The organism is Amycolatopsis sp. 3B14, from assembly GCF_050958625.1.
GTDB classification, from domain to species: Bacteria; Actinomycetota; Actinomycetes; order Mycobacteriales; family Pseudonocardiaceae; genus Amycolatopsis_E; species Amycolatopsis_E thermoflava.
Window position 1 is genome coordinate 142621 of record NZ_JBHZEN010000021.1, and the last position, 22336, is coordinate 164956.

Here is a 22336-nt window from a genome sequence, read left to right on the forward strand (position 1 = left end):
TTGTTGCGCTGGGGTCGGTGTGCGGTAGTGGATGTCCGGTGGTCGGACCGCGCGGTTCCGCCAGGGAGGGAGGTTCCGCTGGTTCCGGGTGGCTCTTTAGCCGAGGCTGCGTCTCGTCCTCCTCCTCCAGGACGAGCCCCCATCCGCCGCGCGGCCGCCGCGACCGGCGCGCGGGACGAGGCCGCGGCCCGTGCGCGCCCGCAGCCTGGAGAGGTGACCGACGAAACCGTCCTCGTGACCGGCGGCACCGGCTACCTCGCCGGCTGGTGCATCGACCTCCTCCTCGCCCGCGGCTACCACGTGCGGGCCACCGTCCGCGACCGCTCCCGCCGCCCGGTGGTGGCCGCCCAGCTGCCGGCGGGACACCCCACCGCGCGCCTCACCGTCGTCGAGGCCGATCTCGGCTCCGACGCGGGCTGGGCGGAGGCCGCGGCGGGCTGCGACTTCGTCCTGCACGTCGCGTCGCCGTTCCCGGCCGTGCCGCCGCGGGATCCCGCCGCCCTGGTCGGCCCCGCCCGGGACGGCACGCTCCGCGTCCTCGCCGCCGCCCGGGCCGCGGGCGCGCGGCGGATCGTGGTGACCTCGTCGTCGTCCGCGGCCGCCTACCCGGCCGGCCCCCGGCCCGACCCGATCACCGAGGACCACTGGACCGACCCCGGCCACCCGCCGGCCCGCGCCTACGTCCGGTCCAAGACCCTCGCCGAGCGCGCCGCCTGGGCGTACGCCCGCGAGCACGGGATGACGGACCGGCTGACCGTGATCGCGCCCGGCACCCTGCTGGGACCCGTGCGCGGCCGCCCGTCCTACTCGCTGTCGGTGGTCGAGCGGCTCGTGACCGGCCGGATGCCCGGGCTGCCGCGCCTCGGTTTCCCGTTCACCGACGTGCGGGACGTCGCCGCACTGCACGTCGCCGCGATGCTCAGCCCGGAGGCGGCGGGGGAGCGGTTCCTCGCCGCCGGGCCGTTCCACTGGATCGAGGACATCGCGGCCATCCTGCGCGGGCAGCCCGGCGCGCGCGTGCCGTCCCGGCGGCTGCCCGGCCCGCTCGTCCGCGCCGCCGCCCTGTTCGACCCTGCGCTGCGCCAGGTCGTGCCCGAGCTCGGCGAGGAGTTCCGCTTCGCCACCGGCAAGGCGCGCGACGTGCTGGGCTGGAACCCCCGGCCGCTCGCGGACACCGTGCTCGACTGCGCCCGCTCATTCGTCAGGGCCCGCTCGTTCGTCAGGGCCCGCTCGCGAGTCACGGCTTGAGCAGGCCGCGGCGCGGCAGTTTGTGCCACGGCAACCGCGCCCCGGCCAGCGCCGTGCTCAACGACTGCAGCACCACCAGGTACATCAGCTGCCGGTAGACGAACTGCTGCAACGGCAGCGCGAGCAGCGGCCGCAGCGGCTCCCGGTCCAGCCGGAACGCCACCACCGCCGGGATCGCCTGCAGCGCCAGGAACGCCAGCCACGCCCCGAGCACCAGCCACCGCTCGCCGGTGAACAGCCCGAAGACGGCGGCGACGTCGACGAGCGGCGCGACGATCGGCAGCAGCACCTGGAACAGCAACAGGTACGGCAGCCCGCGCCGCCCCAGCCGTCCCGCGCTGCCGCGCTCGGCGACCGCGTGCCGGTGCTTCCACACCGACTGCAGCGTCCCGTAGCACCAGCGGTACCGCTGCTTCCACAGCTCCGCCAGCGTCGCCGGGGCCTCGGTCAGCGCCCGCGCCTCCTCCTCGTACACCACGCGCCAGCCGCCGCGCTCCAGCGCCATCGTCAGGTCCGTGTCCTCGGCGAGCGTGTCCGTGGGCACCCCGCCGACGCGCAGCACCGCCGACCGCCGGAACGCGCCCACCGCGCCCGGCACCGTGGGCATGCACTCGAGCACGTCGTAGAGCCGCCGGTCCAGGTTGAAGCCGCACACGTACTCGATGTGCTGCCACCTCCCGAGCAGCCGGCCGCGGTTGCCGACCTTGGCGTTGCCGGACACCGCCGCCACGGCCGGGTCGGCGAAGTTGCGCACGAGCGCGGGCACCGAACCCGGCTCCAGCACGGTGTCGCCGTCCATCAGCACGACCAGTTCGGTGCGCGCGGCGGCGAGGCCGGTGTTCAGCGCGGCCGCCTTGCCCGCGTTGGCCTGCCGGATCAGGCGCACGCTCGGGCGGCGGCGGGCGATCCGCTCCACCAGTGCGTCGGTGCCGTCGGTGGATCCGTCGTCGACCACGATCACCTGCACGCGCGGGCCCGCGGCGAGCGCCGAGCGGACCGCCCACTCGATGCCTTCGCGCTCGTTGTAGGCGGGGATGATCACGGTCACCGGCTGGTCCGGCGCCTCCCGCGGGCGGCGCCGCCGCACGTGCAGGCTCGTCGTCACGCCGAGCAGAACCGTGCGCAGCAGCGCCAGCACGGTCGCCACCACCGTCAGCACGAACAGCGCCCCGGCCGTGAACTCCGCGGCGCCCACGGCGAACACGAGCAGCCAGCCGCCCACCCGCGCGCGGACCGGCGCCGTCGCCTGGGTTCCGGCCAGCCCGACGGACTCGCTGACCGTGCCGAACGTCCAGCCGCGCGACCGCAGCTCCGGGATCAGCCGGTCGAGGGCCTCGACGGTCTGCGCGCGGTCCCCGCCGCCGTCGTGCATCAGGACCACCGCGCCGGCGTTCCCGGCCGGGGTCGCGTTCGCGACGATCGCGTCCGCGCCCGGGCGGCGCCAGTCCTGGGAGTCCACATCGGACAACACCACCAGCTTGCCGTCCGCGCCCAGCCGCTGCGCCGCGGCCCAGTCCCGGTCGTCCAGGCTGTCCGGAGTGGACGAATAGGGCGGCCGCACCAGCGCCGGGATGACACCCGCGGTGCCGGCGAGGACGAGGTCCGTCGTGCGGATCTCCAGATCGGCCCGGAAGCCGCTCGCCGTGCTCAGGTCGGTGTGGCTCGCCGTGTGGTTGCCGATTTCGTGGCCGCGGGCCAGGATCTCGCGGACCAGGTCCGGGTATTGCGCGGCGCGCGCGCCGGTCACGAAGAACGTCGCCTTCGCGCCGTTGCGGTCCAGCGCGTCGAGGATCCGCGGCGTCCACACCGGATCCGGCCCGTCGTCGAAGGTCAGGGCGATGGCGTGGTCCCGCGCCCGCGCGGTTACCGGGGAAGCCGACCGCGGGTCGATCACCGCGCCGCCCCCGCGCACCTGCGCGGGCACGGTCGTCGCGGGACCCGGCGGCGACGTGTCCTCGCCGCCGTCCGCGCCGGTGACGACGGCGTCGAGTGCGAGCAGGCCTGCGACGACCGCGAGGATCGCCGACAGCAGCAGCCAGTGGGCCTTCGGCGGGCTCGGCCGCCGGTGCCGGGTCACCGGCCGGGTTCCGGCTCGCCGTCCTGCCCGCGCCCGGGTGGATCGGGGCGGGCGCGCGAGTTGCGCGGTTCGCCGGGAGACGACGGTGGTTGTGGTGCGGCCGTGGTGGTCACGGCCGGGGCCTGTGGCACCGGTGCGGTCGTGCCCTGGTCCGTGCCCTCCGTCTGGGTCTGGGCCTGGGACGACGGGTCGGTGCCGCGCGGTGCGGTGGTGTCGTCGGCCACCGACGGGCCGCCCTGCGGCGGCGGTGCCGGGGACGCGGACGGCGCGGCGGGCACCGGCAGGAGCACGGAGGCGGGGATCGGCGCACCCAGCAGCGAAGCCATCAACAGCACGGCGTAACCGCTGACCAGAGCGCACGCCGCAATGCTCACGCGGCGCACGATGCGGCGTCTTCGCCCGGACGGATCGACGAAAACGGGTTTCTCCCGCGGAATTTCGACAGTGTCGTCGCTAATTGTCTTCATCACCAGGGCATCGCGTCGGGGGGACCGGTCGGGGGCCTTCACCCTAAACACATCCGGTGCGCCGACCAAGCGCCGCCCCGTGGTGAATGTTCCGCGATTCCCGGCCGTACCGGGAAAAGATCAACCGCCTGCCATCGCGCCCATCACGAGGAACGGTTCGGCGCCCGCGACCACCGGCGCGGGCAGCGGGGCGTCCGGTTCCTCGTGGGACAGGTCCTCCTCGCAGGCGAAGAACCGGACGAACGCCCGCCGTTTGCCGGTGCCGTGCTCGCGGATCGTGCCGCGCAGCATCGGATAGCGTTCCTCCAGCGCGTCCAGCAGGGCACGCTGGGTGACGGCGCCGTCGAGCTCCAGTTCGACCTCGCCGTCGATGTGGGCGATGGTGCGCAGGTGCGCGGGCAGGTGGACGCGGATCATGGCAGCGTCTGGACCTCCACCGACAGGACCGCGGGCAGGTCGCGCACGATCGGCGCCCAGGTGTCCCCGGAATCGGCCGACGCGTAGACCTGGCCGCCGGTCGTGCCGAAGTAGACGCCGCACGACTCCAGCGAATCCACCGCCATCGCGTCGCGCAGCACGTTGACGTAGCAGTTCTCCTGCGGCAGCCCGGCCGTCAGCGGCTCCCACTCGTGGCCGCCTCCGCGGCTGCGGTACACGCGCAGCCGCCCGTCCGGCGGGAAGTGGTGCTCGTCGCTCTTGATCGGGACCACGTAGACGGTGTCCGGCTCGTGGGCGTGCACGTCGATGACGAACCCGAAGTCGGTCGGCAGGTTCCCGCTGATCTCGTACCAGTTGTCGCCGCCGTCGTCGCTGCGCATCACGTCCCAGTGCTTCTGCATGAACAGCACGTCCGGGCGCTGCGGGTGGCGCGCGATGTGGTGCACGCAGTGGCCCACCTCGGCGTCCGGGTCCGGGATCTGGCCGGACTTCAGGCCGTGGTTGATGGCCTGCCAGGTCTTGCCGCCGTCCTCGGTGCGGAACGCGCCTGCCGCGGAGATGGCGATGATCAGGCGGTTCGCGTCGCGCGGGTCCTGGATGATCGTGTGCAGGCACATCCCGCCCGCGCCGGGCTGCCACTTCGGGCCGGAGCCGTGCCCGCGCAGGCCGGGCAGCTCCTGCCAGGTCGCGCCCGCGTCGTTGGAGCGGAACAGCGCCGCGTCCTCGACCCCGGCGTAGATCAGGTCCGGATCGGTCAACGACGGCTCGAGGTGCCACACGCGGGCGAACTCCCACGGGTGCGGTGTGCCGTCGTACCACTGGTGGGTGCCGGGCACACCCTCGTAGGCGAACTCGTTGCCCACCGGGTGCCACGTCTTCCCGCCGTCGTCCGAACGCTGGATCAGCTGGCCGAACCAGCTGGTCGACTGGGCGGCGAAGATCCGGTCCGGATCGGCGGGGGAGCCCTTGAGGTGGTAGATCTCCCAGCCCGGGAAGTGCGGGCCGGTGAGCTCCCAGTCGGCGCGCCGTTCGTCGGACGTCAGGACGAAGGCCCCCTTGCGTGTGCCGACCAGCACGCGAACCCCGCTCATCGCCGCTCCTTCCTGTGTCAGGTGGTTAAGACCGTAAGGAGCACGGGTGCCGCGCGTCTTCTCCAATCTTGCGCGGTTCGCCCCGCGGGGCCACGGGTACCCGCCCGGGAAACGGAAGGAGGACGTCGTGCCGGAGACGCTGTCGGACACCGAAATCGCCCGGGCGCTGGGCGGGCTGGCGGGGTGGCGCGGGGACGCCGGCCACCTGTCGCGCACCGTGCGCGTGCCGGAGCAGGCGCACGGCGCGCTGATCGGCCGCGTGCAGCGGGACGCGGCGGAACTGAGCGACCACGCGCAGTTCGAACGCCGCCGCGGCGAGCTGACGTTCACCGTCACCACGGGCTTCCCCGGCCGGGTCACCGAGCCGGACCTGTGGCTGGCGTCCCGCATCGAAGCGGTGCTGGCGGAGCTGACCTGACCCCGCGAGTCCCGCTCACGCTCGCGAGTCCCACGTTCGCGGGCGCGAGTTCCGCGTTCGCGGGCGCGAGTCCCGCGTTTCGCCAACTCCCCGTCGTGAGGGGCGAACTCCGCGTCGGGAGCGGCGAACATGGCGCTGGGAGTGGCAAACACCCCGCCGGGGGCGGCCAAACTCGCCGCCCGAGGTAGCCAACTCGCCGCCCGGAGTGGCCAACACGGCGCCCGACGCAGCCAAAACCGGGGCCGCCGTGTGTTTGCCCGTCAGGGCGGCGTGTGTGCCGGATCGGGCGCCGTGGTGGCCGCCGGCCCAGATCCCGCGCCGGTTCAGATCCAGCGCGGGCCCAGATCCAGCGCGGGCCCAGATTCCGCGCGGGTTCAGATCTTGCGCCAGCTGTTGTCACCGAGGCCGGAGGCTCCCTGGGGGCCCATGAGGAGCATCCCGCCGTCCACCACGTACGACGAGCCGGTCACGTAGCCGGCCGCGGGCGTGGTCAGGAACGCCACCACGGCGGCGACCTCCTCCGCGTGCCCGGTCCGGCCCAGCGGCACGCCGGGGCGCTCCTGGTCGCGCGGGTTCACGTCGGTCTGGCCGGTCATCGGCGTGGAGATCTCGCCGGGCGCCACCGAGTTGACCGTGATGCCGTGCTCGGCCAACTCCAGCGCCAGCACCTTGGTGAGCATGCCCATCCCGGCCTTCGCCGCGCAGTAGGGCGCCGCGCCGACCTTCGGCGCGTGCTCGTGCACGCTGGTGATGTTGACGATCCGCCCGCCGCCACCGGCGTCGATCATGTGCCGCGCCGCCCGCTGCGCGCACAGGAACGCGCCGTCCAGGTCGACGCTCAGCACGTGCCGCCAGGTGTCGAAGTCCATGTCCATGACCCGTTGGCCGGTGCCCGTGCCGGCGCAGTTGACCAGCACGTCGACCCCGCCGAGCGCCTCGGCGAGCTCGTCGATCGCGGCCGCCGCCGTGGGCAGGTCGCCCAGGTCGAGCTGCCGCACCTCGGCGCGCGCGCCGGCTTCGCGCACCTGCGCCGCGGTCGCGTTGGCGCCCTCCTCGTCCCGATGCCACGTGATGCCGACGTCCACGCCGCCACCACCGAGCGCGACGGCGATCGCGCGCCCGATGCCGGAGTCGGAACCGGTCACGATCGCGGTCCGCGGCCGTCCGCCCTGCTCCGTGGGCAGGGGAGCTGTGTTCGTCATACCTCCCAGCTACCCCGGCGCCGCGGCGGCTAACCCACCGGCCCCTCGACCAGGGTGGCGGTCGCGCTGCGCTGCTGCCCGGACTGGTCCAGCCAGGTCACCGCGACCTGGTCGCCGGGGTGCAGCGTGTCCATCACCGCGGTCAGGTCGGTGGCCGAGCCGACCGTGCGCCCGTCCAGTGCGACGATGACGTCGCCGGCGACCAGTCCCGCGTCGTCGGCCGGTCCGCCGGGGACCACCTGCTGCACCAGTGCACCCGAGCCGCCCGCGTCACTCACCGACACGCCGACGAACGCCGACGGTCCGATGTGGACAGTGTCGGAGCCCTGGCCCGCCTCGATCTTCCGGGCCAGGTTCAGTGCGTCGTCGATCGGGATGGCGAACCCGCTCACCCCGGCGGCGCGCTCGTTCTGCCCGAACTGGTAACCGGTCGAGGCCGCGGTGTTCATCCCGATCACCCGGCCCTCGGCGTCGGCCAGCGCGCCGCCGGAATCGCCGGACTGGATGTTCGCGTCCACCTGGATGAGCCCGGTCAGCTGCTCGGAACTGCCCGTGGACTCGTCCGTCGCGGTGATGGACTGGTTCAGCGCGGTGACCTTCCCCGGCGAGACGCTGGGTTCGCCGCCGTCGCCGCCCGCGTTGCCGAGCCCCACCACCGGATCGCCCACGGACACCTCCGACGAGTCGCCCGTGGTGACGGTGCCCAGCCCGGAGGCGTTCTGCACCTGCAGCAGCGCCACGTCCCGCGACCGGCTGTACCCGAGGACCTCGGCGCGGTAGGTGCGGCCGGTGTCCACGTCGGTCACCTTGATGCTGGTCGCCCCCGCGACGACGTGGTTGTTCGTCAGGACCTTGCCGTCCTCGGTGAGCACCATGCCGGTGCCCGCGGCCTGCTGCCCGGAGTACCCGAGCGTCGAGTACACGTCGACCAGGCCGGGCTCGACCTTCTCCGCGACCTCGGCCACGTCGAGCGTCGAGTTGCCGGTCTGCTCGTTGCGCAGGCTCCGCTCCAGCGGCGACGAGGTGCTGCCCGGCGACAGCGACCCGCGGCCCAGGTCCCACGCGACGAAACCCAGCACGACCAGCACCACCAGGCCCAGCGCGGCGAGCGCCGTGCCCAGCCCGCGCTTCCGGCGTGGCGGCGGCGGGGGTGGCGGCGCCCAGGGGTCGTACTGCGGTGGGTAATAGCTCATGAGTGCCCCTCCTCCGCCCTCCAGTGAACCCCGCTTCTCTGAGAATCGCCTGCCGCTCGGCCGTGAAACCCCTGAGAACCGGTCGCGTTTGCCAAGTTGACCTAGGGGTACACCAGGCCTGATGCGGAGGAGGACGGCTTTCGCGGGCCTCGCGCTCGCGGTCACGCTCACCGCCTGTTCCGGCAGCTCAGCAGCGAGCTACGAGGACAGTGCGGTCGTCAGCGCGCAGGAGGGCCTCTCCGCCGTCGGCACCCTGCACCAGGTCATCCGCGCCCACACCGAGGGCCGCCTGTTCCCCACGTTCGCCACCGCGGCGACCGACGACGTGCTCGCCACCGCCACCAAGGCGCTCGACGAGCTGGACAGCCGGCCGCCCACCAGCCCGGAGACCCAGCAGCTCTACGACGAGCTGCACCCGCACCTGCAGGACGCGGTCGCGCGCGTCACCGAGGCCCGGGAGGCGCTGGACTCGGGCGACACCGGCCGGATCGCCGCGGCGGACACCCAGCTGGTGCGGGTCGGCGACGAGCTGACCGCGTTCGTGGCGGGCCACCAGTGAAGAAGCTCATCGCCGTCACACTGGGCATCCTCACCGCCATCGGGGGGTTCGTCGACATCGGCGACCTGGTCGCCAACGCCCAGTCCGGCGCCCGCTTCGGCATGCGGCAGGCGTGGGTCGTGGTCGTCGGCGTCGTCGGCATCTGCGTGTTCGCCGAGATGGCGGGCCGCGTCGCCGCGGTCAGCGGCCGCCCGGTGTTCGACCTGGTGCGCGAGCGCCTCGGGCCGCGCATCGCGATGACCAACCTCGTCGGGTCCTACCTGGTCACGTTGCTGACCCTGACCGCGGAGATCGGCGGCATCGCGCTCACCATCCAGCTCGCCAGCGGCCTGCCGCACGTCTTGTGGGTGCCGCTGGCCGGGTTCGCCGTGTGGATCGTGCTGTGGCGCGTGAAGTTCCAGGTGATGGAACAGGTGTTCGGCGTGCTCGGGCTGGCGCTGGTGGTGTTCGTGGTCGCCCTGATCGCGCTCGACCCGCCGTGGGGCACCTTCGCCGAGCAGCTCACGCACGCGGGCCCGCCGCAGGGGGAGAACTGGGGCACCTGGGGCTACCTCGCCGTGTCGCTGTTCGCCTCCGCCCTCACCCCGTACGAGGTGTTCTTCTTCTCCTCCGGCGGGGTCGAGGAGAAGTGGACGACGAAGGACCTGGCGACCGAGCGCAGCAACACCTTCGTCGGCTTCCCCCTCGGCGGGCTGCTCGGACTGGCGATCATGGGCTGCGCCGCGACGGTGTTCTTCCCCGCCGGCATCCAGGTCGACCAGCTCAGCCAGACCGCCCTGCCGGTCGCGCTGGCACTGGGCAAGCTGGGCCTGGTCGTGGTGATGATCGGGTTCTTCGCGGCCACGTTCGGCGCCGCGCTGGAGACCGGGCTGTCCACCGGGTACTCGATCGCGCAGTACTTCGGCTGGCAGTGGGGCAAGCTGGTGAAACCCCGTGAGGCGGCGCGCTTCCACACCGTGGTGCTGGTCAGCGTCCTGCTGGGCACGGCGGCCCTGCTGACGACGATCGACCCGGTGCAGATCACCGAGCTGTCGCTGCTGTTCAGCGCGGTGGTGCTGCCGCTGACCTACCTGCCGATCCTGGTCGTCGCCAACGACCGGGACTACCTCGGCGACCACGCGAACGGGCGGGTGCAGAACTTCCTCGGCGTGACGTTCCTGATCATCGTCGTCGTCGCCGCGGTCGCGGCCGTCCCGCTCATGATCATCACCGGGATGGGGCAGACATGACCCACGGCCGCCCGGACCCGCTGCGGGTCGAATTCCACCTGCTGGACCGCCAGATCGTCGACGTCGACGGGCACCCGGTCGGCAAGGTCGACGACGTCGAACTGGCCCGCGACGCGGACGGCACCTACCACGTCGTCGCGTTGCTGGTCGGGCAGCACGCGCTGGGGCAGCGGATCGGCGGCCTGCTCGGGAAGGTGCTGTGCCGGCTGGCCACGCGACTGGGCGGCGGGCGGCCCGAGCCGCTGCGGATCACCTACGACCACGTGAAGCAGGTGAGCAGCGAGGTGACGCTGTCGCTGCGCGCGGAGGTGCTGGAGGTGCCGTCGCTGGAGAAGTGGTTGCGGGACAAGCTGATCGCGCGGATCCCGGGGAGCGGCCATGCCGGGGGATGAGGTGCGGGCGAGCGACCTGCTGGGACGCCGGGTGTACGACGCGCGCGGCCGTCCGCTGGGGAAGGTGACCGACCTGATCACGCGGCCGGACGAGCTCGGCCGGGAACGGACCGTCGCGGTGCTGGTGACCCCTCGCCGGCGGGGGCGGTTGCTGGGGTACGAGCGGACCAGCCAGCGCGGGCCGATGCTGCTGGCGTGGCTGGCGAAGGTGCTGCACCGGGGGACGCGGGAGGTGCCCTGGGCGGAGGTGCGCTGGGAACGCTAGGCCGGAGGGGCGGTGGTTCCCGCCGGCGGGGCGGAAGGGGAGCGGCCGGGGTGGTGGTTCGCGCATCCAGTGCGGCCGTGGGGCGTCGTCGGTGCCGCCGCCCACGGGCCGCTGGCCCGGCCGGCGGGCGCGCCGGCGCGGTGTCCGTACCGAGACCGAACCCGGACAACCTCCACCCCGCCGGGCACGTCTCTTCAGGCACCAGCGCTGGGAACCCCATCCCCTCCCGGCAGGAGGTCACCGATGACCCTCACCCCACGGCGGCTGTTCGCGGTCTGCGCCGCCGCCTTGCTCGCGCTCTCCGGCGCCGTCGTCGCGGCGGCGCCGGCCGGTGCGCAAGCGGGTGTCGCCACCATGACGAACATCCGCACCGGCCTCAACACCGGCTTCGACCGGATCGTGCTGGACATGACGGGCCCCGCGCCCCAGGCGTCCTACCAGTGGGTCGACGAGCTGATCGCCGACGGCTCCGGCGACGTCGTGTGGCTCACCGGCGAGTACTTCGTCGCCGTCACCACCACACCGGCCCGCGCCCACGACGACAACGGCAACCGCACCTACCCGGGGCCCGACAAGTTCCGCACCCGCAACCTCCGCAACGTCATGGCCGTCGCGGTGACCGGGGACTTCGAAGGCTACGTGTCGATCGGTCTCGGCACCCGGTACAAGTCATGGGTGCGGGTGTTCACGCTCACCGCACCGACCCGCGTCGTCATCGACGTGGGCCACTGAAACGAGCGCCGGGCGGCCGCGGACGGCCGCCCGGTCACACCGAAGCCAGGTACTCCTCCGTCTTGGCGGGGTCCAGCAGCCAGTGCTGGAAGTCCGTGGGGTTGTTGAAGCCGTTCACGAACCGCTTCGCCACGGCCGGGTTCGTCTGCGCCGCGCCGAGGATCTGCTGCACGTGCGGCGGTGGCGGCTGCAGCATCGCGTTGGTGAACATCGTGACCCACTGGGCGTGCTCCCAGTACCGGTCGAACGCCCCCTGCATCCACTCCCGGTCGAACGGCCGGTCCCCGTTCTCCAGGATGCTGCCCAGGTACGACTCGGCGCACTTGGCCGCGTTGTTCGCGCCCTGACCGGTGATCGGGTCGTTCGCCACCACCACGTCCGCCATGCCGAGCACGAACCCGCCGGAGGGCAGCTCGCCCACCGGGCGCCGCACGACCGGCGGGTACCCGCCGACCAGCACCGCCTTGCCGTCGGTCAGCTCGGCGTTCTTCGCCCGCTCGTACTCCCACGGGATGTACTGCCGGAACAGCTCCAGGTGCCGCCGCAACTGCTCCTCCGCCGGCGGCCGGTCGGCGAACGCGTCGAACGGCCCGCCCGGGATGCCGGACACGTAGAAGATGTCGCACGGCCCGGACAACGTGTAGCCCGGGATGTTGATCAGCTCGCCGACGCCCGGGATGATGTTCATCCACACGTCGGTGGTGCCCGGCCGCTCCGGACGCGACTCCTGACCGTGCACATAGGACACCGACAGCCGGCGCTGCGGCTTCGTGTAAGGGGATCGCGACGGGTCGCGGTCGAACAGCTGCACCAGCTCGCCCTTGCCCGCCGCGACGATCACCAGCTCGTAGAGCCGCGCCAGGCCGTTCAGGTCGGCCGTCGTGACCCCGTGGATCACGACGTTGCCGCCGCGCTCCTCGAACAACTCCAGCCACGCCGCCATCTTCACCCGCTGATCGATGGACTGCGCCGGCCCGCCGTCCCACGAGGCGATCCAGTTCAGCGCGCGCTGCCCGTCCGGCCCGGCCATCGAAAACCCTTGCCCCGCGACGCGGGGAGCGACGTCGTCCCACAGGTTCAGCCCGTGCTTGCGCTCGATGGCGAGCGCGTCGGCGAACATGCACTGGGTCGAGGTGACCCACCCGGCGCGGATCTCGTCCGGCGTGCGCGCGGACATCACGGTCACGTCGTAGCCGTGCTCCTGCAGGCTCAGCGCGAGCTGCAGGCCCGACTGGCCCGAACCGACGATCAGGATCTTACGCATGGGCGCGGATCCGGCCCCCCTCCGAGACTTCGGCCAGTGACAGCGTGTAGGACACCAGTTCCTGCAGGGTCTCCAGCACCGACGCCTTGTCCCGGGCGTCGCAGGTGACCAGCGGGACGTCCGGGTTGAGCGCGAGCGCCTCCCGCACCTCGTCGACGTCGTGCGCGAGTTCCCCGTCGAACCGGTTGATCGCCACGATGAACGGCAGGTCCGAGTCGTTCTCGAAGTAGTTGATCGCGGCGAACGACTGGTCCAGGCGGCGCGTGTCGACCAGCACGATCGCGCCGAGTGCGCCACGTGAGAGGTCGTCCCACAGGAACCAGAACCGCGCCTGCCCGGGCGTGCCGAACAGGTACAGCATCAGGTCGTCGTACAGCGAGATCCGGCCGAAGTCCATCGCGACGGTCGTGGTGGTCTTGGCGCCGTCCGGCGGCAGGTCGTCGACACCTTCGCCGGCCTCGGTCATCCACGCCTCGGTGTTCAGCGGCGGCACCTCGGACACGGACCCGACCAGCGTCGTCTTGCCCACCCCGAACCCGCCCGCGATCACGATCTTCGCCGAGATCGTCAGCAGGCCCGGATCAGACGGGGAGCTGCTTGAGTCCATTGAGGATCCTCTCGAGCATGTTCCGGTCGTGGGAGTAGGCGTGGGCGGTCGGGTGGATGAACACCGCCCCCTGCGCGGCCAGGTCGCTGACCAGCACGCGGACCACCCCGAGCGGGATGGTCAGCAGCGAGGACAGCTCGGCGATCGAGACCTGGGAGCGGGCCCGTTCGTAAAGGGCCCGCGACTCCGGCATGAGCTTCTCCGCCAGGGCCGGGTCGTACTGGGGCACCGAGATGAGCGTTTCGACCAGCAGCTGGTGCCGTGCCCTGGTGCGGCCGCCGGTCAGGGTGTACGGCCGGATCCGCTTGCTGCGCGGCTTGACCGCCCGCTCGTCCGGCCCGGTGTCCTGGGACATCGCGAATCACATCCTGTCGGGAGTGCTCAGGCCTGGGGCCGGCGGCCGGTGAGCACGCGGCGCAGGTCCGCGCGCATCTCGGGGGTCAGCGCGTGGCCGGCGCTGGAGACGAACTGCGTCATCTCGTAGGCGACGACCTTCATGTCGCAGTCGGAGGTGGTCAGCACCGCCAGCCCGGCGTGCGCGTCGATGCCCATGAACAGGAAGTACCCGTGGGTGAGCCGGATGATGATCTGCTCGCAGGTGCCCTTGTGGAACAGCGCCGCGCTGTTGCGGGCCAGGCTGAGCAGTCCGCTCGCGATCGCGGCGAGCTGCTCGCGCTCCTCGGTCGACATGTCGTCGGAGGCGGTGAGCGGGAACCCGTCCGAGGACATGATCAGCGCGTGCGACACGCCGTGGACCTTGCGGACGAAGTCGTTGATCAGCCAGGTGAAGTCCTGGCCGGTGTCGGCGGTCACTGCTGCTGCCCCCCGGATTCGTCGGTGCCCTGCTTCTCGCGCGCCGCACGTTCGCCGTCGGTGAAGGCGCCGAGATCGGCGAGCAGTTTCTCGTGCCCGGCGTCGCGGTCCTCGGCGGGGGTCGGCTCCGCCGCGGACTGCGCCGAGGGCGCCTGCCCCTGGGGGTTCTTCAGGCTGTGCGAGACGCGGCGCGGCAGGCCGCTGGCGGTGGTGCCGCCGACCATCGACCCAGGCTGGGGGCGGCGCGCCGGCGCCGGCCTCGGTGGCGCGGGCTCCCGCTTGGGCAGCCCGGCGCGGTGACGGGGCTGCGCGGGCGCCTCGGCCACCGCCGTGCCGCGCGGGGACTGCGGGAACACCACCGTCTGCGTGCCGGACCAGTTGGCCTCCGGAAGATCGGCGACCAGACCCGCGGGCAGCAGCACCGAGGCGGTGGTGCCGTGCGGGACGCGGCGGTCGAGCCGGGTGCGCATGTCGTGCCGGGCGGACAGCCGCCGCACCACCGCCAGGCCCATGTGCCGCACCGAGGAGTCGTCGAGCACCGGCTCGCCGGAGAGCCGGTCGTTGAGTTCCTGCAGCCGGTCCGGCGGCAGGCCGATGCCCTCGTCCTCGATCCGCACCAGCACGCTGCCCGCCTCGGTCAGGTGGGCGCTGACCCGCACCGGGGTGTTCGGCGGCGAGGACTTCGTCGCGTTGTCCAGCAGTTCGGCGATCAGCCGGCTGAGGTCCTCGCTCGCGAAGCCGACCACGCCCAGCGACACGATCCGCCCGATGTTGACGCGGGCGTACTGGTCGATCGACGACATCGCGCCGCGCACCACGTCGACCAGCGAGGTCGTCTCGGTCGCGGTGTCGGTGGCGTCGCGGCCGGCCAGCACGCGCAGGTTCTCCGCGTTGCGGCGCAGCCGGGTCGCGAGGTGGTCCAGCCGGTACAGCTCGCCGAGCCGCTCGGTGTCCTCCTCCCTGGCCTCCATCTCCTCCAGCTGGGAGAGCAGGGAGTCGACCAGGTTGAGGTCGCGCAGCGCCACGTTCGCGCAGAGCGCCGCGAGCGCCTCTTCGTTGGCCCGCTCGCGCTCCGCCTGGGACGGGGACTGCACGATCACCGGCGGCCGCCGCGGTGGCGGCTGCGCGGGTGGGGGGCCGAAGAGCTGCGAGGCCGCTTCCCTCGAGCGGTCCAGCAGCGCGCGTGAGCGGTTGAGCAGTTCTCGAGCCCGCGTCGCCATGTCGTCCTAACTGCCTGGGTTCGTCACGTGCGGCGGCTCAACCGTCGCGGGGACCCCTTCCCCCGCGTGTGGCCGAACCCGCGCCGGTGAACGCTATGCAACCACTCCGACCCCGCCCGTGTCCACCACTCTCCGCGATCTTGACGCACCGTGCCCGGGTGATCGACGGAAGGTGGTTCACCTTGTCCCGTCACGGGAAACGCTCAGGTGAGCCGCACGTCCAGCCGGGTGTCGCCGCCGCCGACGCGGGCCGCTTTCCTTACCGGTGCGTAACTCGTAGCGACGACGGTGTAGGTGCCGGGTTCGAGGTCGTGGAAGGCGTAGTGCCCGTCCTCGCCCGCGTACGTGCGCCGGGCGACGTCGCCCGATTCGTCCAGCAGGCTCACCGTGATCCGCGGCCACGGCCGCGGCAGGTCGCGCACGTTGACCGTGCCGTGGATGACCGCGGCCTCGGCCAGGTCCAGGTCCTGCCGCACGGTCGCGTCGGTCATGTGCACCGCCACCGCGGAGGGTCGATAGCCAGGAGCGTTCACGGCGAGCGTGTACGTCCCGGCGGGCAGGGCGCCGAACGAGTATTCGCCGCACTGGCCGGAGATGTAGGACCCGACGACCTCGCCGCGGGCGTCGGTCAGCGTCACCGTCGCGTTCGCGACCGGCGCCCCGGTGCCCGCGGAGCGGACCACGCCGCCGAGCCCGGTCGCGTTGTCCAGCACGAGGTCCAGGACGGCCGCGGTGTCGCCGACGGTCAGGGTGACCGCTTCCGGCCGGTACGCCGGCGCCGAGGCGATCAGGACGTGGACGCCGCGGCCGGGCGCGGGCAGCCGGTAGCCGCCGTCCGGGCCGGTGGCGCCGCGCGCGATCTGCTGTCCGGCGGAGTCGACGAGCGTGACCGCGGCGCCGGGCACGGGAGCGTCCCGGGTGTCGCGCACCCGTCCGGTCACCTCGGTCATGAGCGGGCCTGCTCGGGACGGCCGGCGTGCAGGTCGACGTCGACGGTGGCCGATTCGCCGCCGCTCAGGTCCACCTGCCGCACCACGGGTTCGAACAGGCTGGTCACCACGGTGTAGTCGCCGGGCGCGAGGTCGTCCACCGCGTAGCCGCCGTGCTCGTCGGTCACCGCGGCCGCGGCGAGTTCGCCCGCGGCGGTGCTGACGGCGACGCGCGCGCCGGGCACCGGGCGGCCGTCCGGCCCGGTGACGGTGCCGCGCAGCGTCCCGGCGGCCTGGACCAGCAGGTCGGCCACGGCCGGTTCGGTGCCGGACACCACGACCGTTGCGGCCTCCGGGCGGTGGCCGTCCAGGTGCGCGGTCACCGTGATCTCCCCGGCGGGCAGTCCGGTGAGCTGGAACGTGCCGTCGTCGAGGGTGCGCGTCTGCCCGACCACCTGGCCGCCACTGTCGGTGGCGACCACCGCGGTGTCGCCGGCTCCGGCGCCGCCGGGGGCGCGGCGCACGATCCCGGTCACGGTCCCGCCGCCGGACACGACGAAGTCGCGCACGGCCCCGGAGCCGTTGAGGGTGACCGCGGCGGCCTCCGGCTGGAACCCGGGCGCGGTGACGATCAGTGTGTAGGTGCCGGGGCGCAGGCCGGAGACCGCGTAGCCGCCGTCCGTGCCGGCCCGGGTGCGGCCGGCCTGCCTGCCGTCCGCGCCGGTCACGGTCACCACGCCGCCGGCGAGCGCGTTGCCGCCCGCGGTGCGCAGGCGGCCGGCGATCCGGCCGGGGCCGGTGGCGACGGTGTCGTGCTCGCTCACGTCGACCAGGTCGCCCACCGCCGCGGCGAGTTCGGAGCCCACGGTCTCGTGCGGCTGCCCCGGCGCGGGCTTGCGGGCGTGGCCGGTGAACCAGGACGCGAGCGCGGCGACCACGGAGGCGATGATCGCGAACCAGAACGCGGCGGTCAGGCCGTCGGCGAACGGTCCGGAGATCAGCTGCGGGAAGAAGCTGCGGCCGGTCAGGTAGGCCGCCTGGTCTGGCGGCAGGGTGTGCAGGACGCCGCCGAGGAGCTGTTCGATCGGGTTGTAGCCGAGGAACGCGGCGAACAGCACGCCGACCGGCGGCAGCGACGCGATCTGGTTCGCGTCGGCGGCGGGCACCCCGTTGGCGGTCAGGCCCTGCGCCATCGCGGACGGCAGGTGGTCGGCGAGGCCGGCGATCATCAGGCTGAAGAAGAAGCCGATGGACAACACCATCGCGGAGTTCTGGAAGGTCGCGGTCATCCCGGCGCCCGCGCCGCGTGCGTTGTTCGGCAGGCTGTTCATCACCTCGGCCCGGTTGGGCGAGGTGAACAGGCCCATGCCGAGCCCGTTGAGGAGCAGGATCGCGGCGAAGGCCCAGTAGTTGAAGTCGACCGGCAGGACTTCCAGCAGGACGAAGCTGACGGCGGTGATCAGCATGCCGCCGGTGGACAGCAGCCGCCCGCCGATGCGGTCGGAGATGATGCCGGACACCGGCGCGGACACGAGGAAGCCGATCGTCAGCGGCAGCATGTAGATCCCCGCCCACAGCGGGGTCTTCTCGAAGCTGTAGCCGTGCTGCGGCAGCCAGATGCCCTGCAGCCAGATGATCAGCACGAACTGCAGGCCGCCGCGGCCCAGCGAGGCGAGCAGGTTCGCCAGGTTGCCGAAGGTGAACGCGCGGATCTTGAACAGCCCGAGGTTGAACAGCGGGTTCGCGACCCTGGTCTCGATGACGCAGAACAGGACCAGGACGACGGCGCCGCCGATGAGGCAGGACAGCACGAACGGGCTGGTCCAGCCCATGGTGTGCCCGCCGTAGGGCTGGATGCCGTAGGTGATGCCGACGAGCACCGCGATGAGGCCGACCGCGAAGGTCAGGTTGCCCCACCAGTCCATCTTCGCCCGGTGGCGTTCGCTGGTGTCCTTCAGCTTGAGGTAGGCCCAGATGGTGCCGAACACGCCGAACGGGACGGAGACGAGGAAGACCAGCCGCCACTCGACCGGGCCGAGCAGCCCGCCGATCACCAGGCCGAGGAAGGAGCCCGCGATCGCGGCGACGCCGTTGATGCCCAGCGCCATGCCGCGCTGGTGCTTGGGGAAGGCGTCGGTGAGGATCGCGCTGGAGTTGGCCATCAGGAACGCGCCGCCGATGCCCTGGACGATGCGCCAGGCGATCATCCAGATCGCCGCCGCGCCGCCGTTCATCCACGTGATCGCCAGGAAGACCGACGACACCGCGAAGACCGCGAAACCCAGGTTGTACATGCGCACGCGGCCGTACATGTCGCCCAGCCGGCCGAAACCGACCACGAGCACCGCGGTGACGACGAGGAAGCCCATCATCATCCACAGCAGGTAGCTGGTGTTCGACGGCTCCAGCGGGTTGATGTCGATGCCGCGGAAGATGTCTGGCAGCGCGATGAGCACGATCGAGGAGTTGATCGTGGCCATGAGCATGCCCAGCGTCGTGTTGGACAGCGCGATCCACTTGTAGCGGGGACCGAGCGCAGGCTGCACTTCCATCACTCCAACCAGCGAAAATTAGTTGACCTATGCTAACTGATTTTCGCCGGATCGGATGACCAAGCTCTCACTGTGTAAGCGGTGATCCGGATCGCATTCTGATGCGCATTTCCGGAGGATCTGCAATGAAGCGGACACTTCCGGCGAGCAGAAGCGGCGTTGACAGCGCCGGATACGTATCAGTACACCTGACAACCATGGATCCCAGCCAGCTCGAGGCGATCGACGTGCACGTCCACGTCGAGACCGACGACCACGGGCACCTGTCCCTGCCCGACGACTTCGTCGAGGCGTCCTCGGCCTACTTCGGCGCCGACGCCCGGCGCCCGACCATCGACGAGATCGCGGCCTACTACCGCGAGCGCCGCATCGGGGCGGTGCTGTTCACCGTCGACATCGAGGCGTTCACCGGGCACCCCGCGCTGTCCAACGAGGAAATCGCGGAGGCGGCGGCCAAGCACCCGGACGTGCTCATCCCGTTCGCCAGCATCGACCCGGCCAAGGGCCGGGCGGGCGCCCGGCAGCTGGAGCGGCTCATCGCCGACCACGGCGTGCGCGGCCTGAAGTTCCACCCGAGCCTGCAGGACTTCGCGCCCAACGACCGCAGCGCGTACCCGCTGCTGGAGATCGCGCAGGAGCACGGCCTGCCCGCGCTGTTCCACACCGGTCAGACCGGCATCGGCGCGAACATGCGCGGCGGTGGGGGAGTGCGGCTCGGCCTGTCCAACCCGATGCTGCTCGACGACGTGGCCATCGACTTCCCGGACCTGACGATCATCATGGCCCACCCGTCGTTCCCGTGGCAGGACGAGGCGCTCGCCGTGGCCACGCACAAGCCGAACGTCTACATCGACCTCTCCGGCTGGTCGCCCAAGTACTTCCCGCCGCAGCTGGTCCGCTACGCCAACAGCCTCCTGCAGGACAAGGTGCTGTTCGGCTCGGACTATCCGCTCATCACGCCGGACCGGTGGATGGCCGACTTCGCGCGGCTCGACATCAAGGACCACGTGCGGCCGAAGATCCTCAAGGACAACGCCGTCCGCGTGCTCGGCCTGGCCCAGGAGCGGGGATGATCCACCGCAGCCCGCTGCCGGACGTCGAGATCCCCGGCGTCACGCTCACCGAGTTCGTGATCGGCGGCGCGGCCCGGTTCGGCGACGCGACCGCGCTCGTCGACGGCCGCACCGGCGAAAGCCTGACCTACGCCGAGCTGCGATCGGCGGTCACGGCCGGGGCGGCCGGCCTCGCGGCGCACGGCGTCGGGCCCGGGGACGTCGTCGCGCTGATGAGCCACAACCAGCCGTCGTTCGTGGTCGCCCTGCACGCCGCGATCGCGGCCGGGGCGGCGGTCACCCCGGTCAACCCGGCGCTGACGCCAGGGGAGATCGCCAAGCAGCTGCGGCTGTCCGGCGCGCGGCTGCTGATCGCCGCGGAACCCGTCGTGGACAAGGCGCTGGAGGTCGCGAGCGAGGTATTCGTGCTGGGCGAGCACCCGCGTGCCCGCTCGTTCACGTCGCTGTTCACCGACGGGCCGGCGCCGCAGCTGGACCTGGACCCGGCCACCACGGTCGCGGTCCTGCCGTTCTCCAGCGGCACCACCGGGATCCCGAAGGGCGTGCGGCTGACGCACCGCAACCTCGTGGCGAACCTGGCGCAGACGCGGGCCGGGTGGCGGATCGGCCCGGACGACGTGCAGGCCGCCGTGCTGCCGTTCTTCCACATCTACGGCTTCACGATCATCCTCAACTCCGGGCTGCTCGGCGGCGCGAAGGTGGTGACGCTGCCGCGGTTCGAGCTGGACGAGTACCTGCGGACGCTGGCCGCGCACCGGGTGACGCGCGCCTACTTCGCCCCGCCCATGGTGCTGGCGCTGGCCACCGCGCCGCACGTCGAGGACCACGACCTGTCCAGCCTGCGGTTCGCGCTGTGCGGGGCCGCGCCGCTGGACGTGGAGGTGACCGAGCGTGCGGAACGGCGGCTGGGCTGCCTGATCCGGCAGGGCTACGGCATGACCGAGGCCAGCCCCGGCACGCACCAGGTGTTCGACGACGACTTCCCGACGACCCCGCCGGGCAGTGTGGGACGGCTGTCACCGAACACCGAGGCGCGGATCGTGGCGCCCGGCACGGATGCGGACGTCGCCCCGGGCGAGACCGGCGAGCTGCTGATCCGCGGCCCGCAGGTGATGGACGGCTACCTGGACGACCCGGCGGCCACCGCCGCGACGATCACCGGCGGCTGGCTGCACACCGGCGACCTGGTGCGCGTCGACGACGACGGCGTGTTCTGGGTCGTCGACCGGCTCAAGGAGCTGATCAAGTACAAGGGCTACCAGGTCGCGCCCGCCGAGCTGGAGGCCGTGCTGCTGACCCACCCGGCCGTGCTGGACGCCGCGGTGGTCGGCGTGCCGCACACGGAGGGCGGCGAGGCGCCGAAGGCGTTCGTGGTTGCCGAGGGCGCCGTCGGCGCGGACGAGCTGATGGCGTTCGTGGCCGAGCGCGTCGCGCCGTACAAGAAGGTGCGCGAGGTCGAGTTCGTGGAGCGGATCCCGAAGTCCCCGACGGGCAAGATCCTCCGGCGGCTGCTCAGGACTTGACGGAGGCCAGCAGGATGTCGCGGGTCAGCTCGAGCTGACCGTGATGCTGGGCCAGCTCCTCGTAGACGTGCACGAGTGCGGCGCCCTGCCGCCGCCCGACCGGCGTGTGCGCGTACTTGTCCGGCACCTCGCCCCGCGGCGGGGCGTCGAAATCGGCGGCCGCGACATCCTCGCGCAGTCGCTCCCGCACCCGCGCGACGCGGTCGAGCAGCGGCGCGATCGGCCCGGCGGCCGCGAACTCGGCCGCGCGGTCGCGGTGCACGCTGCGGCCCGCGACGACCTGCCCGGCCCAGGCGGCGATCACACCGAGGCAGTGGTTCACGATCGCGTAGGGCGTGTTCGCGCCCGGCAGATCCGGCCGGGTGTTGGCCAGCTCGTCACCCAGGCCGGCGAGGATCGCCGTCATCCCGTCGAGCGCGCGATCGGTGAAGAACAGGAAGCTCTCCTCATCCAGCATGATCGGCATTGTCCCCGAAGCGCGCCGCCCAGGGTTCGGGTGGCAGGGCGAGGGCGTTGGCGAGCCCGCTGATCGTCCGGTACCAGCCGGTCAGCACCAGGAACTCCAGCAGCTGGGTGTCGGGCAGGTGCGCGGCCAGCTCGGCCCACCTGGCCTGCGAAACCGTCGCGGTGTCGTGCAGGTCGTCCACCGCGCCCACGAGTGCCCGCTGCCGCGGTGACCAGACCGGGGCGTCGGCGCCGTCGTGCGCCGTCGCGGCCAGCTCGTCCGCCGTGAGCTCGGGAAACACCACCGCGTGCACGCCCCATTCGTACTCGCACCCGGAGCGCGCGCAGGTCCGGGCGATCACCAGCTCGCGGTCCGCGGCGGGAAGTTCTCCGTGGGCGAGCAGGCCGGCGCCGAGCACCCGCATCCGCGACGCGAGCTCCGCGTGCCGGTGCAGCACGCGGAAGAGCACCAGCGGATCGTGCGCGACGTGCGGCGCCATCCAGCGCCGCAGCGCGTCCTCGATGCCGGGCGGATAGGGCGGGGTCAGTGGCGCGATCCGGGTCACGGGACCTCCTGCGGGTAGTGCTTCGATTTTCGAA

General features: G+C 72.4%; 24 protein-coding genes. 9 read left to right on the top strand and 15 right to left on the bottom strand.

Translation table 11 applies throughout. From position 1 onward, the window contains the following. The first annotated feature begins 213 nt into the window (after positions 1 to 213). A complete protein-coding gene (locus tag ACCP09_RS11950) occupies positions 214 to 1248 on the top strand; it encodes an NAD-dependent epimerase/dehydratase family protein (RefSeq protein WP_433745805.1) in 1035 nt (344 codons plus the stop codon). Here the strand turns inward: ACCP09_RS11950 and ACCP09_RS11955 are convergent. The 4 genes from ACCP09_RS11955 to ACCP09_RS11970 form a co-directional block, all read right to left on the bottom strand. Next, positions 1238 to 3325, bottom strand: a complete 2088-nt coding sequence (locus ACCP09_RS11955; RefSeq protein ID WP_433745808.1) for a bifunctional polysaccharide deacetylase/glycosyltransferase family 2 protein — start codon at positions 3323 to 3325, stop codon at positions 1238 to 1240. The genes ACCP09_RS11950 and ACCP09_RS11955 overlap by 11 nt on opposite strands. Next, positions 3322 to 3699 (bottom strand): hypothetical protein, encoded by a 378-nt coding sequence (locus ACCP09_RS11960; protein ID WP_231960815.1) that lies wholly within the window; start codon positions 3697 to 3699, stop codon positions 3322 to 3324. Before ACCP09_RS11960 ends, ACCP09_RS11955 begins: the two co-directional genes overlap by 4 nt. Before the next feature lie 213 nt (positions 3700 to 3912). Continuing rightward, complete coding sequence (locus ACCP09_RS11965; RefSeq protein WP_027928619.1) at positions 3913 to 4209, bottom strand: MoaD/ThiS family protein; 297 nt, start codon at positions 4207 to 4209, stop codon at positions 3913 to 3915. Beyond that, positions 4206 to 5321 (bottom strand): WD40/YVTN/BNR-like repeat-containing protein, encoded by a 1116-nt coding sequence (locus tag ACCP09_RS11970; protein WP_433745813.1) that lies wholly within the window; start codon positions 5319 to 5321, stop codon positions 4206 to 4208. Before ACCP09_RS11970 ends, ACCP09_RS11965 begins: the two co-directional genes overlap by 4 nt. 46 nt (positions 5322 to 5367) lie before the next feature. Between ACCP09_RS11970 and ACCP09_RS11975 the strand changes: the two genes are divergently transcribed. Continuing rightward, on the top strand, positions 5368 to 5739 hold the full coding sequence (locus ACCP09_RS11975) for a 4a-hydroxytetrahydrobiopterin dehydratase (protein ID WP_378362448.1): 372 nt from the start codon (positions 5368 to 5370) through the stop codon (positions 5737 to 5739). Positions 5740 to 6113: 374 nt separating this feature from the next. Here the strand turns inward: ACCP09_RS11975 and ACCP09_RS11980 are convergent, their stop codons facing one another. Together ACCP09_RS11980 and ACCP09_RS11985 are read right to left on the bottom strand one after the other, a co-directional pair. Then, positions 6114 to 6941, bottom strand: a complete 828-nt coding sequence (locus ACCP09_RS11980) for an SDR family oxidoreductase (protein ID WP_123685875.1) — start codon at positions 6939 to 6941, stop codon at positions 6114 to 6116. A 29-nt stretch (positions 6942 to 6970) separates the two neighbouring features. Then, the gene (locus ACCP09_RS11985) at positions 6971 to 8134 is read right to left on the bottom strand and encodes a S1C family serine protease (protein WP_433745818.1); all 1164 of its coding nucleotides are present in this window, start codon (positions 8132 to 8134) and stop codon (positions 6971 to 6973) included. Between the two features lie 121 nt (positions 8135 to 8255). Between ACCP09_RS11985 and ACCP09_RS11990 the strand changes: the two genes are divergently transcribed. The 5 genes from ACCP09_RS11990 to ACCP09_RS12010 all read left to right on the top strand — a co-directional run bounded on the left by ACCP09_RS11990 (position 8256) and on the right by ACCP09_RS12010 (position 11311). Beyond that, positions 8256 to 8693 (top strand): hypothetical protein, encoded by a 438-nt coding sequence (locus ACCP09_RS11990; protein ID WP_027928623.1) that lies wholly within the window; start codon positions 8256 to 8258, stop codon positions 8691 to 8693. Next, positions 8690 to 9922: an NRAMP family divalent metal transporter gene (locus ACCP09_RS11995; RefSeq protein ID WP_433745821.1), complete on the top strand. Its 1233-nt coding sequence runs from the start codon at positions 8690 to 8692 to the stop codon at positions 9920 to 9922. Before ACCP09_RS11990 ends, ACCP09_RS11995 begins: the two co-directional genes overlap by 4 nt. After that, positions 9919 to 10314, top strand: coding sequence for a hypothetical protein (locus tag ACCP09_RS12000; RefSeq protein ID WP_037322073.1), 396 nt, complete (start codon positions 9919 to 9921; stop codon positions 10312 to 10314). The genes ACCP09_RS11995 and ACCP09_RS12000 overlap by 4 nt, the downstream gene beginning before the upstream one ends. Further along, a complete protein-coding gene (locus tag ACCP09_RS12005) occupies positions 10301 to 10579 on the top strand; it encodes a PRC-barrel domain-containing protein (RefSeq protein ID WP_027928626.1) in 279 nt (92 codons plus the stop codon). Before ACCP09_RS12000 ends, ACCP09_RS12005 begins: the two co-directional genes overlap by 14 nt. A gap of 243 nt (positions 10580 to 10822) precedes the next feature. Beyond that, positions 10823 to 11311, top strand: coding sequence for an AMIN-like domain-containing (lipo)protein (locus tag ACCP09_RS12010; RefSeq protein ID WP_123685878.1), 489 nt, complete (start codon positions 10823 to 10825; stop codon positions 11309 to 11311). A 34-nt stretch (positions 11312 to 11345) separates the two neighbouring features. Here ACCP09_RS12010 and ACCP09_RS12015 read toward each other — a convergent pair whose 3' ends face one another. The 7 genes from ACCP09_RS12015 to ACCP09_RS12045 form a co-directional block, all read right to left on the bottom strand. Further along, positions 11346 to 12575, bottom strand: a complete 1230-nt coding sequence (locus tag ACCP09_RS12015; RefSeq protein WP_027928628.1) for a styrene monooxygenase/indole monooxygenase family protein — start codon at positions 12573 to 12575, stop codon at positions 11346 to 11348. After that, positions 12568 to 13182 carry a GTP-binding protein gene (locus tag ACCP09_RS12020; RefSeq protein WP_123685879.1) on the bottom strand — a complete coding sequence of 205 codons (615 nt, stop codon included), beginning with the start codon at positions 13180 to 13182 and terminating at the stop codon, positions 12568 to 12570. The genes ACCP09_RS12015 and ACCP09_RS12020 overlap by 8 nt, the downstream gene beginning before the upstream one ends. Beyond that, on the bottom strand, positions 13157 to 13537 hold the full coding sequence (locus ACCP09_RS12025; RefSeq protein WP_020422162.1) for a DUF742 domain-containing protein: 381 nt from the start codon (positions 13535 to 13537) through the stop codon (positions 13157 to 13159). The genes ACCP09_RS12020 and ACCP09_RS12025 overlap by 26 nt, the downstream gene beginning before the upstream one ends. Positions 13538 to 13563: 26 nt before the next feature. Further along, entirely contained in the window at positions 13564 to 13995 is a 432-nt protein-coding gene (locus ACCP09_RS12030; RefSeq protein WP_020422161.1) for a roadblock/LC7 domain-containing protein, read from the bottom strand. After that, positions 13992 to 15215 (bottom strand): sensor histidine kinase, encoded by a 1224-nt coding sequence (locus ACCP09_RS12035; protein ID WP_433745830.1) that lies wholly within the window; start codon positions 15213 to 15215, stop codon positions 13992 to 13994. The genes ACCP09_RS12030 and ACCP09_RS12035 overlap by 4 nt, the downstream gene beginning before the upstream one ends. Before the next feature lie 203 nt (positions 15216 to 15418). Next, positions 15419 to 16165 (bottom strand): MSCRAMM family protein, encoded by a 747-nt coding sequence (locus tag ACCP09_RS12040; protein ID WP_431905274.1) that lies wholly within the window; start codon positions 16163 to 16165, stop codon positions 15419 to 15421. Continuing rightward, positions 16162 to 18696 carry an MFS transporter gene (locus ACCP09_RS12045; protein WP_433745834.1) on the bottom strand — a complete coding sequence of 845 codons (2535 nt, stop codon included), beginning with the start codon at positions 18694 to 18696 and terminating at the stop codon, positions 16162 to 16164. The genes ACCP09_RS12040 and ACCP09_RS12045 overlap by 4 nt, the downstream gene beginning before the upstream one ends. A gap of 197 nt (positions 18697 to 18893) precedes the next feature. Between ACCP09_RS12045 and ACCP09_RS12050 the strand changes: the two genes are divergently transcribed. Together ACCP09_RS12050 and ACCP09_RS12055 are read left to right on the top strand one after the other, a co-directional pair. After that, positions 18894 to 19769 carry an amidohydrolase family protein gene (locus tag ACCP09_RS12050; protein WP_027928631.1) on the top strand — a complete coding sequence of 292 codons (876 nt, stop codon included), beginning with the start codon at positions 18894 to 18896 and terminating at the stop codon, positions 19767 to 19769. Beyond that, the gene (locus ACCP09_RS12055) at positions 19766 to 21292 is read left to right on the top strand and encodes an AMP-binding protein (RefSeq protein WP_433745838.1); all 1527 of its coding nucleotides are present in this window, start codon (positions 19766 to 19768) and stop codon (positions 21290 to 21292) included. The genes ACCP09_RS12050 and ACCP09_RS12055 overlap by 4 nt, the downstream gene beginning before the upstream one ends. On the opposite strand, the gene ACCP09_RS12060 is transcribed toward ACCP09_RS12055, so the two are convergent. Next, positions 21282 to 21749, bottom strand: coding sequence for a DUF664 domain-containing protein (locus ACCP09_RS12060; RefSeq protein WP_123687282.1), 468 nt, complete (start codon positions 21747 to 21749; stop codon positions 21282 to 21284). The two genes, ACCP09_RS12055 and ACCP09_RS12060, sit on opposite strands and share 11 nt — an antisense overlap. Then, a complete protein-coding gene (locus tag ACCP09_RS12065; RefSeq protein WP_433745841.1) occupies positions 21739 to 22302 on the bottom strand; it encodes a carboxymuconolactone decarboxylase family protein in 564 nt (187 codons plus the stop codon). The genes ACCP09_RS12060 and ACCP09_RS12065 overlap by 11 nt, the downstream gene beginning before the upstream one ends. Between the last annotated feature and the right edge of the window lie 34 nt (positions 22303 to 22336).

What these genes read in the sequence shown, in the direction of transcription:
- ACCP09_RS11965 (WP_027928619.1), bottom strand. Translation starts at nt 4,209, where the DNA reads ATGATCCGCGTCCACCTGCCCGCGCACCTGCGCACCATCGCCCACATC.
- ACCP09_RS12045 (WP_433745834.1), bottom strand. Translation starts at nt 18,696, where the DNA reads ATGGAAGTGCAGCCTGCGCTCGGTCCCCGCTACAAGTGGATCGCGCTG.
- ACCP09_RS12055 (WP_433745838.1), top strand. Translation starts at nt 19,766, where the DNA reads ATGATCCACCGCAGCCCGCTGCCGGACGTCGAGATCCCCGGCGTCACG.
- ACCP09_RS11990 (WP_027928623.1), top strand. Translation starts at nt 8,256, where the DNA reads ATGCGGAGGAGGACGGCTTTCGCGGGCCTCGCGCTCGCGGTCACGCTC.
- ACCP09_RS11970 (WP_433745813.1), bottom strand. Translation starts at nt 5,321, where the DNA reads ATGAGCGGGGTTCGCGTGCTGGTCGGCACACGCAAGGGGGCCTTCGTC.
- ACCP09_RS12010 (WP_123685878.1), top strand. Translation starts at nt 10,823, where the DNA reads ATGACCCTCACCCCACGGCGGCTGTTCGCGGTCTGCGCCGCCGCCTTG.
- ACCP09_RS12015 (WP_027928628.1), bottom strand. Translation starts at nt 12,575, where the DNA reads ATGCGTAAGATCCTGATCGTCGGTTCGGGCCAGTCGGGCCTGCAGCTC.
- ACCP09_RS12000 (WP_037322073.1), top strand. Translation starts at nt 9,919, where the DNA reads ATGACCCACGGCCGCCCGGACCCGCTGCGGGTCGAATTCCACCTGCTG.
- ACCP09_RS12040 (WP_431905274.1), bottom strand. Translation starts at nt 16,165, where the DNA reads ATGACCGAGGTGACCGGACGGGTGCGCGACACCCGGGACGCTCCCGTG.
- ACCP09_RS12005 (WP_027928626.1), top strand. Translation starts at nt 10,301, where the DNA reads ATGCCGGGGGATGAGGTGCGGGCGAGCGACCTGCTGGGACGCCGGGTG.
- ACCP09_RS12020 (WP_123685879.1), bottom strand. Translation starts at nt 13,182, where the DNA reads ATGGACTCAAGCAGCTCCCCGTCTGATCCGGGCCTGCTGACGATCTCG.
- ACCP09_RS12025 (WP_020422162.1), bottom strand. Translation starts at nt 13,537, where the DNA reads ATGTCCCAGGACACCGGGCCGGACGAGCGGGCGGTCAAGCCGCGCAGC.
- ACCP09_RS11980 (WP_123685875.1), bottom strand. Translation starts at nt 6,941, where the DNA reads ATGACGAACACAGCTCCCCTGCCCACGGAGCAGGGCGGACGGCCGCGG.
- ACCP09_RS11985 (WP_433745818.1), bottom strand. Translation starts at nt 8,134, where the DNA reads ATGAGCTATTACCCACCGCAGTACGACCCCTGGGCGCCGCCACCCCCG.
- ACCP09_RS12060 (WP_123687282.1), bottom strand. Translation starts at nt 21,749, where the DNA reads ATGCTGGATGAGGAGAGCTTCCTGTTCTTCACCGATCGCGCGCTCGAC.
- ACCP09_RS12035 (WP_433745830.1), bottom strand. Translation starts at nt 15,215, where the DNA reads ATGGCGACGCGGGCTCGAGAACTGCTCAACCGCTCACGCGCGCTGCTG.
- ACCP09_RS12050 (WP_027928631.1), top strand. Translation starts at nt 18,894, where the DNA reads ATGGATCCCAGCCAGCTCGAGGCGATCGACGTGCACGTCCACGTCGAG.